The sequence below is a fragment of the Sphaerotilus sulfidivorans genome (genome assembly GCF_013426975.1).
In the GTDB taxonomy this organism is placed as follows: domain Bacteria; phylum Pseudomonadota; class Gammaproteobacteria; order Burkholderiales; family Burkholderiaceae_C; genus Sphaerotilus; species Sphaerotilus sulfidivorans.
In genome coordinates this window covers 26,897-39,590 of sequence record NZ_JACCPY010000012.1, presented here as the reverse complement: position 1 = coordinate 39,590, position 12,694 = coordinate 26,897, and the positions used below count along the sequence as shown (strand labels likewise).

At 70.6% G+C, this 12,694-nt stretch carries 12 protein-coding genes; 8 read left to right on the top strand and 4 right to left on the bottom strand.

Translation table 11 applies throughout. The features are described 5' to 3' along the window. The first annotated feature begins 15 nt into the window (after positions 1–15). From HZU84_RS09520 to HZU84_RS09485, 8 genes are all read left to right on the top strand, one after another. Complete coding sequence (locus tag HZU84_RS09520) at positions 16–843, top strand: alpha/beta fold hydrolase (RefSeq protein WP_149502060.1); 828 nt, start codon at positions 16–18, stop codon at positions 841–843. Positions 844–887: 44 nt separating this feature from the next. After that, the gene (locus tag HZU84_RS09515) at positions 888–2,060 is read left to right on the top strand and encodes an ABC transporter substrate-binding protein (RefSeq protein ID WP_149502058.1); all 1,173 of its coding nucleotides are present in this window, start codon (positions 888–890) and stop codon (positions 2,058–2,060) included. A 113-nt stretch (positions 2,061–2,173) separates the two neighbouring features. Then, positions 2,174–3,040 carry a branched-chain amino acid ABC transporter permease gene (locus HZU84_RS09510; RefSeq protein ID WP_149502056.1) on the top strand — a complete coding sequence of 289 codons (867 nt, stop codon included), beginning with the start codon at positions 2,174–2,176 and terminating at the stop codon, positions 3,038–3,040. Between the two features lie 7 nt (positions 3,041–3,047). After that, positions 3,048–4,031 carry a branched-chain amino acid ABC transporter permease gene (locus HZU84_RS09505; RefSeq protein ID WP_149502054.1) on the top strand — a complete coding sequence of 328 codons (984 nt, stop codon included), beginning with the start codon at positions 3,048–3,050 and terminating at the stop codon, positions 4,029–4,031. Then, positions 4,028–4,774: an ABC transporter ATP-binding protein gene (locus HZU84_RS09500; RefSeq protein WP_149502052.1), complete on the top strand. Its 747-nt coding sequence runs from the start codon at positions 4,028–4,030 to the stop codon at positions 4,772–4,774. Before HZU84_RS09505 ends, HZU84_RS09500 begins: the two co-directional genes overlap by 4 nt. After that, the gene (locus HZU84_RS09495; protein ID WP_149502050.1) at positions 4,774–5,505 is read left to right on the top strand and encodes an ABC transporter ATP-binding protein; all 732 of its coding nucleotides are present in this window, start codon (positions 4,774–4,776) and stop codon (positions 5,503–5,505) included. Before HZU84_RS09500 ends, HZU84_RS09495 begins: the two co-directional genes overlap by 1 nt. Positions 5,506–5,546: 41 nt before the next feature. After that, a complete protein-coding gene (locus tag HZU84_RS09490) occupies positions 5,547–7,346 on the top strand; it encodes a feruloyl-CoA synthase (protein ID WP_149502048.1) in 1,800 nt (599 codons plus the stop codon). A 71-nt stretch (positions 7,347–7,417) separates the two neighbouring features. Then, positions 7,418–7,714, top strand: coding sequence for a hypothetical protein (locus HZU84_RS09485; RefSeq protein ID WP_149502046.1), 297 nt, complete (start codon positions 7,418–7,420; stop codon positions 7,712–7,714). Positions 7,715–7,726: 12 nt separating this feature from the next. Here the strand turns inward: HZU84_RS09485 and HZU84_RS09480 are convergent, their stop codons facing one another. From HZU84_RS09480 to HZU84_RS09465, 4 genes are all read right to left on the bottom strand, one after another. Next, positions 7,727–8,617 (bottom strand): DMT family transporter, encoded by an 891-nt coding sequence (locus HZU84_RS09480; protein WP_149502044.1) that lies wholly within the window; start codon positions 8,615–8,617, stop codon positions 7,727–7,729. A 126-nt stretch (positions 8,618–8,743) separates the two neighbouring features. Continuing rightward, a complete protein-coding gene (locus tag HZU84_RS09475) occupies positions 8,744–10,537 on the bottom strand; it encodes a SulP family inorganic anion transporter (protein WP_149502042.1) in 1,794 nt (597 codons plus the stop codon). 64 nt (positions 10,538–10,601) lie between these two features. Continuing rightward, on the bottom strand, positions 10,602–11,804 hold the full coding sequence (gene pobA / locus HZU84_RS09470; RefSeq protein ID WP_149502040.1) for a 4-hydroxybenzoate 3-monooxygenase: 1,203 nt from the start codon (positions 11,802–11,804) through the stop codon (positions 10,602–10,604). Between the two features lie 22 nt (positions 11,805–11,826). Beyond that, positions 11,827–12,627 (bottom strand): IclR family transcriptional regulator domain-containing protein, encoded by an 801-nt coding sequence (locus HZU84_RS09465; RefSeq protein ID WP_149502038.1) that lies wholly within the window; start codon positions 12,625–12,627, stop codon positions 11,827–11,829. Positions 12,628–12,694 lie beyond the last annotated feature (67 nt).

Below are 12,694 nucleotides of genomic sequence, written 5' to 3'. Positions count from 1 at the left end.
ACCAGACACCGCGCCATGGACGCCACCGGATTCGTCACGCTCGAGCAGGCCGGCCGGCCGGTTCGGATCGAGTGGGCGCGCATCGACGCGCCGGCGGGCGCCCCGGCACGCGCGCCGCTGGTCTTCCTGCACGAGGGCCTGGGCTCGCTGTCGCTGTGGCGCGACTTCCCGGCGCGGCTGTGCGCCGCGCTGGGCCGCACCGGCTGGGTGTACTCGCGCCCGGGCTACGGCCGCTCGACGCCGCGCCCGCCGGACGAGCGCTGGGCGCCCGACTTCATGCACCGCCAGGCGCGCGAGCTGCTGCCGGCGCTGCTCGACGCGCTGGGCGTGGCCGGGCCCTGCGTGCTGTTCGGCCACAGCGACGGCGGCTCGATCGCGCTGCTGCACGCGGCCGCGCACCCCGAGCGGGTCGCCGCGCTGGTGGTGGCCGCGCCGCACCTCTTCGTCGAGGACCTGACGATCGACAGCATCCGCCAGGCCCGCGTCGCCTACGAGCGCACCGACCTGCGCGCGCGGCTGGCCCGCCACCACGCCGACCCCGACTCGGCCTTCTTCGGCTGGAACGACATCTGGCTCGACCCGGCCTTCCGCGACTGGAACCTCGAGGCGGAAGTGGCCCGCATCACCTGCCCGGTGCTGGCGGTGCAGGGCGAGGACGACGAGTACGGAACGATGGCGCAGATCGAGCGCATCGCCGCGCTGCGCCCGTCGCGCCGCACCGAGCTGCTGAAGCTGGCGGCCTGCGGCCACAGCCCGCACCGCGACCAGCCGCAGGCCCTGATCGAGGCCACCCGCGATTTCCTGCAGCGTCACGACGGCTCGCCCCCCCGAATGACGCCCTGAACGACGCCCTGAAGCCTGACCCGACCACAACGAGGAGACACGCCATGCGCATCCGCCCTTCCCTCCTGGCCCGCACCCTGCTCGGCAGCGCGCTGCTGGCGGCCGCCGCCGCTCCAGCCAGCGCGCAGGACAAGATCAAGGTCGGCTTCATGCTGCCCTACACCGGCACCTTCGCGGCGCTGGGCACCGCCATCGAGAACGGCTTTCGCCAGTACATCGACGAGCAGGGCGGCAAGCTCGCCGGCAAGACCGTCGAGTTCGTGAAGGTCGATGACGAGTCCGACCCGGCCAAGGCCTCGGACAACGCCAACAAGCTGGTCAAGCGCGACAACGTCGACGTGATGATCGGCACGGTGCACTCGGGCGTGGCGATGGCGATGGCCAAGGTCGCCAAGGACAACAACACGCTGCTGATCGTGCCCAACGCCGGCGCGGACGCGATCACCGGCCCGCTGTGCGCGCCCAACATCTTCCGCTCCTCGTTCTCGAACTGGCAGCCCGGCTTCGCGATGGGCAAGGTCGCCGCCGACAGGAAGATCAAGACTGCGGTGACGCTGACCTGGAAGTACGCCGCCGGAGACGAGTCGGTGCGCGGCTTCAAGGAGGGCTTCGAGGCCGGCGGCGGCAAGGTGGTCAAGGAGCTGAACCTGCCCTTCCCCAATGTCGAGTTCCAGGCGCTGCTGACCGAGGTGGCCGCGCTCAAGCCGGACGCGGTCTACGTGTTCTTCGCCGGCGGCGGCGCGGTCAAGTTCGTCAAGGACTGGGCGGCGGCCGGGCTGGGCAGCAGCATCCGGCTGATCGGCGCGGGCTTCCTGACCGATGGCACGCTCGAGGCGCAGGGCGCGGCCGCGCAGGGCCTGCTGACGACGCTGCACTACGCCGACGACCTGGCGAATCCGAAGGACAAGGCCTTCCGTCTGCAGTACGCCAAGGCCTACAAGCTGCAGCCCGATGTCTACGCGGTGCAGGGCTACGACGCGGCGCAGATGCTGGCGGCCGGCGTCAACGCGGTCAAGGGCGACATGAAGCAGCGCGACGCGCTGGTCAAGGCCATCGCGAGCGCGAAGATCGACAGCCCGCGCGGCGCCTTCACGCTGAGCCGGGCGCACAACCCGGTGCAGGACATCTACCTGCGCGAGGTCAGCGGCAAGGTGAACAGGAACGTGGGCATCGCGGTCAAGGGTCTGGCTGACCCGGCGCGCGGCTGCCGGCTCTGATCCCTTGTCCGGTCCTTGTCGTGGATCCCCGCCTGCGCGGGGATGACGGAGAAGGACCGGGCGTCATCCCCGCGCAGGCGGGGACCCACGCACCGCCCACCGCCACCGTCCCCATGGACCTCACCACTTTCCTCATCCAGTGCCTGAACAGCGTGCAGTACGGCCTGCTGCTGTTCCTGGTGGCCTCGGGGCTGACGCTGATCTTCGGGATCATGGGCGTGATCAACCTCGCCCACGGCAGCTTCTACATGATCGGCGCCTACCTGGCGTTCAGCTTGAGTTCGCTGCTGGGCAGCCTGCCGCTGGCGCTCTTGGTCGGCATCGTGCTGGCGGTGGCCTTCGGCTACGTGCTGGAGTGGGTGTTCTTCAGCTACCTCTATGACCGCGAGCACCTGCAGCAGGTGCTGATGACCTACGGGCTGATCCTGGTGTTCGAGGAGCTGCGCAGCATCCTGGTCGGCGACGACGTGCATGGCGTGGCGATCCCCGAGCTGCTCGCCGGCTCGATCGCCATCGGCAACGGCATGACCTACCCGGTCTACCGGCTGTTCGTCTCGGGCGTGTGCCTGCTGCTCGCGCTCGGGATGTACCTGCTGATCAGCAAGACCCGACTGGGGATGATGGTCCGCGCCGGGGCGACCAACCGCGAGATGGTGCAGTCGCTGGGCATCAACATCACGCTGCTGTACCGGGTGGTGTTCGCGGTCGGGGTGGCGCTCGCCGTGTTCGCCGGGATGATCGCCGCGCCCGTGTCCTCGGTGTATCCGGGCATGGGCGGGCAGGTGCTGATCATCTGCTTCGTGGTGGTCGTGATCGGCGGCATCGGCTCGATCAAGGGCGCGCTCATCGCCGCGCTGCTGATCGGCTTCGTCGACACCTTCGGCAAGGTGCTCTGGCAGGAAGGGGCCGGGGCGCTGGTCTATGTGCTGATGGCGGCCATCCTGCTGTGGCGCCCGGCCGGTCTGTTCAAGGCAGGGTGACAAGGCGATGACTTCAAGCAAACCTCTTTCGTCGCTGTCCGTGGTCGCCTGGGTGCTCGCCTTCGCGCTGCTGGCGGTGTTCCCGCTGCTGCCGGAGCCGATCGGCGGCAAGTTCCACACCGAGCTGCTCGCCAAGGTGATGATCATGTCGATCTTCGCGGCCAGCCTGCAGCTGCTGGTCGGCTACACCGGATTGGTCAGCCTCGGGCACGCGGCGTTCTTCGGCTTCGGCGCCTACGCGGTGGCAATGCTGGCGCCGATGTCGGAGGCCGGCAACGGCTGGCTGATGCTGCTGGCGGCCACGGCCGGGGCAGCGCTGCTGGCGCTGGTCATCGGCGCGCTGGTGATGCGCACGCAGGGCATCTACTTCATCATGGTGACGCTGGCCTTCGGGCAGCTCGTCTACTTCGTCTTCCACGACACGAAGATCGCCGGCGGCAGCGACGGTGCCTATGTCTACTTCAAGCCGGACTTCGCGATCGCGGGCTGGCAGTGGATCGACCTGGAGAAGGCGAACAGCTTCTACTGGTTCGTACTGGGCGCGCTGGTGCTGGCCTTGGGGAGTCTGGCGCTGCTGCTGCGCTCGCGCTTCGGGCACGCGCTGGTCGGCATCAAGCACAACGAGCAGCGCATGCGGGCCGCGGGCTACTCGACGCTGCTCTACAAGCTGGCGAGCTTCGTCGTCGCCGGGATGCTGGCCGGGCTGGGCGGCTTCCTCTATGCGGCGCAGTACGGCTTCGTCACACCCGAGATCCTGTCGTGGCATTACAGCGGCAACGCGCTGGTGATGATCATCCTCGGCGGGCTGGGCAGTCTGGGCGGTGCGGTGACGGGGGCGTTCGCGTTCGTGCTGCTGTCGGAAGTGTTCTCGGCGCTGACCAAGCACTGGCAGCTGCTGTTCGGCGGCTTCATCATCGTCGCGGTGGCCTTGCTGCCGCAGGGGCTGGCCGGGCTGTGGGCACGGCTGCAGCAGCGCAAGGAGGCCGCATGAGCGCCGCATTGTTCGAAGCCCGCGGCCTCACCCGCCGCTTCGGCGCCCTGGTGGCGGTGAGCGAGGTGTCGGTCGCGCTGTTTGAGGGCGAGATCCACGCCGTCATCGGCACCAACGGCGCGGGCAAGTCGACGCTGATCAACCTGCTCTCGGGCGAGCTGCCGCCCAGCAGCGGCGAGGTGCTGCTCGACGGTCAGGACGTGACGCGCTGGCCGCAACCGAAGCTGGCGCACGCCGGCATCGGCCGCAGCTACCAGCGCAACAACATCTTCCTGCCGCTGACGGTGGCGGAGAACTGCCGGCTCGCCGCGCAGGCCCGCGTGCAGCGGCCGTGGGCGTGGTGGGAGTCGGCGCAGGCGTGCCGCACCAGCACCGGGCGGGCGAAGGCAGCGATCGAGCGCGCCGGCCTCGCCGCGTTTGCGCAGCGCACGGCGGCCAGCCTGTCGCACGGCCAGAAGCGTCAGCTGGAGATCGCGATGTGCCTGGCGACTGAGCCGCGGGTGCTGCTGCTGGACGAGCCGCTGGCGGGCATGGGGCCGGAGGAGTCGCACCGGATGCTGGATCTGCTGCGCGCGCTGAAGACGGGGCACGCGATCCTGCTGGTCGAGCACGACATGGACGCGGTGTTCGCGGTGGCCGACCGGATCACCGTGATGGTCAACGGCGCGGTGATCGCCACCGGCACGCCCGACGAGGTGCGCACGAACCGTGACGTGCAGGCCGCTTACCTGGGAGGCCACTGATGTCGGTACCTTCTTCCGCATCGACGCCGCTGATCATTGACGCGCAGGGTGTTCAAGCCTGGTACGGCAGCAGCCACATCCTGCACGGCCTGGACTTCAAGCTCGCGAAGGGCGAGACGGTCGGCCTGCTCGGGCGCAATGGCATGGGCAAGTCCACGCTGATCCGCACGCTGCTGGGCCATGTGCGCCAGCGCGAGGGGCGCATCCAGGTGGCGGGCAAGGACTTGTCCAAAGGCATGCCGCACCAGGTCGCGCAGCTGGGCGTGGCCTATGTGCCGGAAGGCCGCGGCATCTTCCCGACGCTGACGGTGCGCGAGAACCTCGTGATGGCAGCCCGCGCCGGCACCCGGGGTCAGAAGGACTGGACCTACGAGCGCGTGATGGAGACCTTCCCGCGCCTGTCCGAGCGGCTGACGAATCTGGGCAGCCAGCTCTCCGGCGGCGAGCAGCAGATGCTCTCGATCGGCCGGGCGCTGATGACCAACCCCGACGCGATCATCCTCGACGAGGCGACCGAGGGCCTGGCGCCGCTGATCGTCGCCGAGATCTGGCGCGTCATCGCCAGCATCCGCCGCACCGGCATCGCGACGCTGATCGTCGACCGCGACTACCGCAAGGTCTGCAACGAGTCGGATCGGCTGGTGGTGATGCAGAAGGGGCGCATCGTGCTGGAGGGGCCGTCCGAGGCGCTGCGCGGCAGTTCAGAACTGGCGGGTTACCTCGGCGTCTGAGGTCTGCCCCGACAAGAGACAAGAACACAAGGAGACACGACATGGACCTGATGCTGTTCGACGACGCCGCCGCCCTCGCCCCGCCGCGGGTGCTGCGCGAAGACCTGCCCGGCGGGGGCTTCATCCTGCGCTCGCCCGAGCCGCTGCAGCCCTTCGTGCGCTGCATCGGCGAGTGGCTGGAGCACTGGGCGCAGACCACGCCCGACGCGGTCTTCCTCGCCGAACGCGATGCCACCGGCGGCTGGCGCCAGCTCACCTACCGCCAGACCCGCGATGCGGTCGGCCGACTGGCGCAGGCGCAGCTCGACCTGAACCTGCCCGCCGACAAGCCGGTGGTGATCCTGTCGGACAACAGCGTCGACCATGCGCTGCTGATGCTGGCGACGATGCACCTGGGCCGGGTGGCCTGCACGGTGTCGAGCGCCTACTGCCGTCTGACGAAGGACTTCGCCAAGATCCACGCCATTCTCGATGCGCTCGATCCGGGCCTGATCTTCGCCAGCGATCCGGGCGTCTACGGGCCGGCGGTGCAGTCCTGGCGCGCCGCGCGGGCCGAGCGCGCTGCGGTGCCGGCGGTGCTGGGCGCCCAGCCCTTCGCCGCGCTGCTCGACCGCGAGGAGACACCCGCGGTGATGACCGCCTTCGCCGCGATCCGTCCCGAGTGGCCGGCCAAGTACCTGCTGACCTCCGGCTCGACCGGCATGCCCAAGGTGGTCGTCAACAGCCACCGCATGCTCTGCGCCAACCAGAAGCAGATCGCGCAGGCCTGGCCCTTCCTCACCCGCCACCAGCTGCGCCTGCTCGACTGGCTGCCGTGGAGCCACACCTTCGGCGGCAACCACAACTTCCACATGGTGCTCGCCCACGGCGGCAGCCTCTGGGTCGATGAAGGCCGCCCGGTGCCGGGCCTGATCGAGAAGACGGTGGCCAATCTGCGCGACGTGCGGCCGAACTTCCATTTCAACGTGCCGCGCGGCTTCGACATGCTGCTGCCCTACCTCGAAGCGGACGAGCAGCTCGCCCGCGACGTGATCGAGAACCTCGAAGGCGTGTTCTACGCGGGCGCCGCGCTGCCGCAGAGCCTGTGGGCGCGGCTCGAAGCGGTGGTCGCCAAGGTGCGCAACCGGCCGCTGTGGTTCACCTCGTCCTGGGGTGCCACCGAGACCGCGCCCGCCGTCACCAGCGTGCACTGGCGCATCGACCGCGCCGGCTGCATCGGGCTGCCGCTGCCGGGCGTCGAGCTGAAGCTGCTGCCCAACGGTGGCAAGCTGGAGATCCGCGTGCGCGGCCCGAACATCTTCTCCGAGTACCGCCACGCCCCCGAGGTCACCGCCCAGGCCTTCGACGCCGACGGCTTCTACTGCATCGGCGACGCCGCCAAGCTGCTCGACGAGACCCGCCCCGAGCGCGGCATTCTCTTCGACGGCCGCGTGGCCGAGGACTTCAAGCTGATGAGCGGCACCTGGGTCAGCGTCGGCACGCTGCGGGTGCGTGCGGTCAGCGCGCTGGCGCCGCATGTGGCCGATGTCGTCGTCACCGGCCATGGCCGCGAGGAGATCGGCCTGCTGGTCTTCCCGACGCCGCAGGCCCGCGCGCTGCCGCGCGCCGAGCTCGAGGCCCATCTGCGCGCCGGCCTGCACGCGCTGCAGGCCGAGGGCGGGGGCTCTTCGCAGACGCCGACGCGCGCGCTGATCCTCGACGAGCCGCCCAGCGTCGATGCCGGCGAGATCACCGACAAGGGCTACATCAACCAGCGCGCGGTGCTGGCGCGGCGCGCCGAGGCGGTCGAGCGCCTGGAGCGCGGCGGGGCGGACGTGCTGCGCCCGCAGCCCCGTGACTGAGTGGTACCACATGGATCCAGGACTGTGACAGCATGCGGGGAGGCCAATCCGGCCGCCTCCGTGCTGTCTCGATGTCCCACGCCCTGACCTGGCTGATGAGCGCCTACCTCGGCATCGGGGTGGTGCTGCTGCATGTCGGCCCGCTGCACCGGCTCATCGTCGATGCGATGCAGGAGGCCCGGATGCGCCGGGCAATGCAGCCGCCGCACGAGCCGCCGCTGCCGCCCCCGCTGCTGTCGGCGCTGCTGCTCGGGGCGGCCACGCTGCTGCTGTGGCCCTGCCTGTGGCCGACGGCGGTGTGTCGCCGCTCGCTGCTGGAGCGCCACTGTCCGGGCCTGTGCGCCGGACGATCAGTGCCAGGCCCCTGAGCTCGGCACGATTCAGCGCGCCGGCGTCGGCACCGGCTCGCGGCTGGCCAGCCAGGTGCCGAGCACGCCGCAGCCGGTGATGATCGCGATGCCGAGCAGCGTCAGCGCATCGGGCGCATGGCCGAACCCGATCCAGCCCACCAGCGTCGCGAAGACGATCTGGAAATACAGGAAGGGTGTCAGCGTCGCCGCACGGGCACGCATGTAGCCCAGGATCAGCAGGAAATGCCCGGAGGAGCTCAGCGCGCCCAGCAGCGCCAGCAGCGCCCAGGTGGTGGGCGAGAGCTGCTGCCAGCTCCACGGCAGCGCCGCGCTGGTCAGCAGCGCACCGGTCAGGCCGGTGTAGAAATGGGTGGTCGCCGGATCCTCGGTGCGCGCCAGCCGGCTGGTGATGATCTGGAACAGCGCATTCGACACCACCAGCCCCAGCGGCAGCAGCGCCGCCCAGCCCAGATCCTGCGCCTCGCCCTTCGGGCGGATGACGATCAGCGCGCCGGCCATGCCGCCGGCCAGCAGCAGCCAGCGCCAGGCCGAGATGCGCTCGCCCAGCGTCAGCGCCGCCAGCAGCGTGATCAGCAGTGGCGTGAGCATGACGATGGCGGTGAACTCGCCCACCGGCATCACCTGCAGACTGAAGAAGGCCAGCACGCTCAGCGACAGCAGGCACAGCCCGCGCAGCAGCTGCAGGCCCGGCCGCTCGGTGCGCAGCAGCGCCCGGCCGCGGCGCGGCAGCACCGTCACCGCGGTCACCCCGACCTGGAACAGATAGCGCGCCCAGACCACCACCCCGACCGGCGCCAGCGCGCTGGCGATCTTGACGCCGGTGTCGAAGCACGCGAACAGCGCCACCGCGGCAATGACAAGCAGGACGCCCTGAAGCGGGCGGGTGTCGGAAGAAGGCATCGGCGGGCAACACACGCCAGGATCGGCGTGCGCAGAAGAGGAGGTGGAAAGCACCGGTGGGCGCGGTTCCACGCACTCTAGCGGCTTCTGGAAAACCCTGAACTCCGTGAAATGGGGGAGAAGGGCTCAGATCGCCGCGCCAGGGTCGTCCGGCTGACATTCGCGGAACACCCGTGCCTGACAGCGCGCGCAGACCGCCGGATCGAGCCGGCGGAAGATGCTGGCGATCGCCTGCTGCTTGTCCGGGAAGATGTGGTCGGCCCCCAGCCGGTCCAGGAAGCCGGTGCGGCGCCAGATCGCCATCACCTGCGGGCGCGGGCGGTGGAAATGCAGGTCGCCGCCAGCGGCGCGGCGCTCGCGCAGCTCGGTCTCCCAGAGCTCGACGCCGGCCAGGTCGAGGAAGTTCATGCTCTTGCTCATCACCAGCAGGTGCTTCTGGCCGGGATGGTTCTGGCGCAACGCGTGCAGGTGCTCGGCGACATGGGTGGCGGCCCCGAAGTAGATCTCGCCCTCCATGCGCAGCAGCTTCAGCTGCGGGCACTCGGGCAGCGCGCCGGGTGTGTCGTCGCGCACGATGAAGCGGCGGTCGGCGCGGCGGCTGTCGAAGCCCATCGTGCGCATCGCCGGGCGCGAGGTCTGGTAGAGATAGGCCACCAGCGACAGCCCGGTGCCGATCAGGATCGCGATCTCCAGCCGCAGCAGCAGCGTGGCCGCCAGCGTGGTGGCGGCGATCGCCAGGTCGGTGCGGTCCAGGCGCGCCAGGCGGCGCCAGCGCGGCAGGTCCAGCAGCGTCCAGGCCACCAGCATCAGCAGCCCGGCGATCGCCGGCAGCGGAATGTGCGCCAGCAGCGGCGCCGACACCGCCACCAGCAGCAGCAGCCACAGTGCCGAGGCCACGCCGGCCAGCGGCGTGCGCGCGCCCGCCTCCAGATTGGGCACCGAGCGGTTCAGCGAGCCGCAGCTGAGATAGCAGGAGAAGAAGCCGCCGGCCAGGTTCGACAGGCCCTGGCCGAGGAACTCGCGGTTGGTGTCGATGCGCTGGCCCGAGCGCGCCGCCATCGCCTTGGCGATCGACACCGACTGGCCCAGCGCGATGATCGACAGCGCCAGCGCCTTGTCCACCAGTTCGGGCAGGCGTGACCATTCGACCTGCGGGACATGGAAGGCGGGCCACGGCGAGGGCAGCGGGCCGAGAATGCGCACCTCGCGCCAGCCCGGCAGCAGCACCGGCAGCAAGGCGCCCAGCACCGAAGCCGCACCCAGCCCGACCAGCATGAAGGGCCAGCGCGGCCGCCACCGGCGCAGCGCCGCAGCCACCCCGAGCGCGCTCAGCCCGGTCAGCAGCGCGGCCGGGCTGAGCTGCGGCAGATGCTGCGCGCTCTGCACCAGCACGCCGCCGGGCCCCAGGCCGCGCGGCACCCCGGCATCGAGCAGATCACGCAGCGCGTGGATGCCGATCAGGCAGGCCGCACCGCTGGTGAAGCCCAGCAGCGCCGCCGGCGAGATGAAGTCCGCCAGCAGCCCCAGCCGCAGTGCGCCGACCGCGGTCTGGATCACCCCGACCATGATCGTCACCATCAGCGCCAGCTCGATGTAGCCGGGCGAGCCGGCCGCCACCAGCGGCGCCAGCATCGCCGCCAGCGCCAGCGAGTTGGCATTGGTCGGACCCGACACCACATGCCAGCTCGATCCGGCCAGCGCCGCCACCACGGTGGGCACCAGCGCGCTGTACAGGCCGTACTGCGGCGGCAGTCCCGCCAGCGAGGCAAAGGCGATGCCCTGCGGCAGCACCAGCAGCGCGCCCAGCAGCCCGGCCTGCGCATCGGCCTTGAGCGTCGCCGGCGAGACGATGCGCACCCAGGCGCCGAACAGGCGCTCGGCCAGCGTGGGGACGATCGAGGGAACGGACGGAGCGGTCATGGCATCAGGTGTAGGCAGGGGGGTATCCTGCCACAGCCCGGCGCCCGGCCGCTGGGGGCGAAGCTCAGTCCTCGAAGGCCAGGCCGACGTAGTTCTCGGCCAGCGCGGTCATGCCGGCGGTGGAGTGGACCAGCCAGTCCAGCTCGGCGGTCTGCATGCGGTGGCCGACCTCGCCGGTGTCGCCGGGGCCGGCCGGGAACTTGTGCAGCAGGCTGGTCATGTGCCAGGAGAAGCGCTCGGCCTTCCAGATGCGGCGCAGCGCCTTGCGCGAGTAGTCGTCGATGCCGGCCTCGGTGTGGTCGGCGTAGAACTCGATGAAGGCGCGGCTGAGGTAGCGCACGTCCGACGCGGCCAGGTTCAGGCCCTTGGCGCCGGTCGGCGGCACGATATGCGCGGCGTCACCCGCCAGGAACAGGCGGCCGAAGCGCATCGGCTCGGCGACGAAGCTGCGCAGCGGCGCGATGCTCTTCTCGATCGACGGGCCGGTCTGCAGCGCGGCGGCCGCCGCCGGGTCGAGGCGGCTGCGCAGTTCGTCCCAGAAACGCTCGTCGCTCCAGTCCTCGACCTTGTCCTGCAGCGAGCACTGCACGTAGTGGCGCACGCGGGTCTTGCTGCGCATCGAGCACAGCGCGAAGCCGCGCTCGTGGTTGGAATAGATCAGCTCGTCCGACACCGGCGGCACGTCGGCCAGGATGCCCAGCCAGCCGAAGGGATAGACGCGCTCGAAGTGGGTGATGCGCTCCTTCGGCACGCTGGCGCGGCACACGCCGTGGAAGCCGTCGCAGCCGGCGATGAAGTCGCAGGCGATCTCGTGGCGCACGCCCTCGAGCTGGAAGCTGACCCGCGGCGCGGTGGAGTCGAAGTCGTGCACCGCCACGTCGGCGGCCTCGTAGACGGTGGGCAGGCCGGCGGCGCGGCGCGCGTCCATCAGGTCGCGGGTGACCTCGGTCTGGCCGTAGACCATCACCGTCTTGCCGCCGCTCAGCGCCTTCAGGTCGATGCGGTGGCGCTGGCCGCCGAAGGCCAGCTCGATGCCATCGTGCACCAGGCCCTCGCGGTGCATGCGCTCGCCCACGCCCGCCTCGTCGAGCAGGTCGACGCAGACCTGCTCCAGCACGCCGGCGCGGATGCGGCCGAGCACATAGTCGGGGCTGCGCTGCTCGAGCACGACGTTGTCGATGCCGGCCTTGTGCAGCAGCTGGCCGAGCAGCAGGCCGGACGGGCCGGCGCCGACGATGACGACCTGGGTGCGGCGGGGAAAGGTCATGGGTGTCTCCTGGGGGTGGGGTCTACAGCAAGGGCTTGAGCTGCTCCTGCGCCTGCAGCAGCATCGGCAGGCAGCGATCGAGCAGATCGGGAATCGACACGCGAGCGGCGTGCACGCTGACATTCATCGAGGCGACCACCTCGCCGCGGCGGTTGCACAGCGGCACGGCCACGGTGCGCAGGCCCGGCTCGAACTCCTGGTCGACCAGCGCATGGCCCTGGGCACGCACGCGGGCGAGCTCCTCGCGCAGGCGGTCGCGGTCGGTGAGGGTCTGCACGGTGCGCGCGGCCATCGTCTGCCGGGCCAGCCAGGCCTCGCGCTCGGGCTCGGGCAGCCAGGCGGTCAGCACCCGGCCGTTGGCGGTGCAGTAGGCTGGCACGCGCGTGCCCGGCTGCAGCGTCGACGACACCACCCGGCCGGCGGTCACTGCCGCCACCGCGATCACGTCGTCGCCGTCGAGCACGCCGACCGAGCCGGCCTCATGCATCGCCATCGCGATGCGCTGGAGCTGCGGCTGGATCGCGCGCGGCAGCTTCGCCGAATGCATGTAGGACTGGCCCAGGCGCATCACCTTGGGGCTGAGCGAGAAATGGCGCTCGTCCTGGCGCGCGTAGCCCAGGTGCACCAGCGTCAGCAGGCAGCGGCGCACCGCCGCGCGGCTGAGCCCGGTGCGCAGCGCGACCTCGCTGATCGTCAGCCGCGGGCGGTCCTGGTCGAAGGCCTCGATGACGCGCAGGCCCTTTTCCAGACCGCCCAGCAGGTCGCGCTCGGCGATGTCGGCGGTCTCGGGAAGCGGCGGAAGGTGGGGGGCGGAGGTGTTCATCGGGATCTGATGTCGGTCAAGGTTAGGAAGCGCGGCCAGGCGGCCGACGATCCGTGCGACATGCGCA

Excerpts from the sequence above, each read along its gene's own strand:
- HZU84_RS09480 (WP_149502044.1), bottom strand. The coding sequence starts at position 8,617 with ATGCCTTCTTCCGACACCCGCCCGCTTCAGGGCGTCCTGCTTGTCATT.
- HZU84_RS09475 (WP_149502042.1), bottom strand. The coding sequence starts at position 10,537 with ATGACCGCTCCGTCCGTTCCCTCGATCGTCCCCACGCTGGCCGAGCGC.
- pobA (WP_149502040.1), bottom strand. The coding sequence starts at position 11,804 with ATGACCTTTCCCCGCCGCACCCAGGTCGTCATCGTCGGCGCCGGCCCG.
- HZU84_RS09505 (WP_149502054.1), top strand. The coding sequence starts at position 3,048 with ATGACTTCAAGCAAACCTCTTTCGTCGCTGTCCGTGGTCGCCTGGGTG.
- HZU84_RS09495 (WP_149502050.1), top strand. The coding sequence starts at position 4,774 with ATGTCGGTACCTTCTTCCGCATCGACGCCGCTGATCATTGACGCGCAG.
- HZU84_RS09490 (WP_149502048.1), top strand. The coding sequence starts at position 5,547 with ATGGACCTGATGCTGTTCGACGACGCCGCCGCCCTCGCCCCGCCGCGG.
- HZU84_RS09500 (WP_149502052.1), top strand. The coding sequence starts at position 4,028 with ATGAGCGCCGCATTGTTCGAAGCCCGCGGCCTCACCCGCCGCTTCGGC.
- HZU84_RS09510 (WP_149502056.1), top strand. The coding sequence starts at position 2,174 with ATGGACCTCACCACTTTCCTCATCCAGTGCCTGAACAGCGTGCAGTAC.
- HZU84_RS09515 (WP_149502058.1), top strand. The coding sequence starts at position 888 with ATGCGCATCCGCCCTTCCCTCCTGGCCCGCACCCTGCTCGGCAGCGCG.
- HZU84_RS09520 (WP_149502060.1), top strand. The coding sequence starts at position 16 with ATGGACGCCACCGGATTCGTCACGCTCGAGCAGGCCGGCCGGCCGGTT.
- HZU84_RS09465 (WP_149502038.1), bottom strand. The coding sequence starts at position 12,627 with ATGAACACCTCCGCCCCCCACCTTCCGCCGCTTCCCGAGACCGCCGAC.
- HZU84_RS09485 (WP_149502046.1), top strand. The coding sequence starts at position 7,418 with ATGTCCCACGCCCTGACCTGGCTGATGAGCGCCTACCTCGGCATCGGG.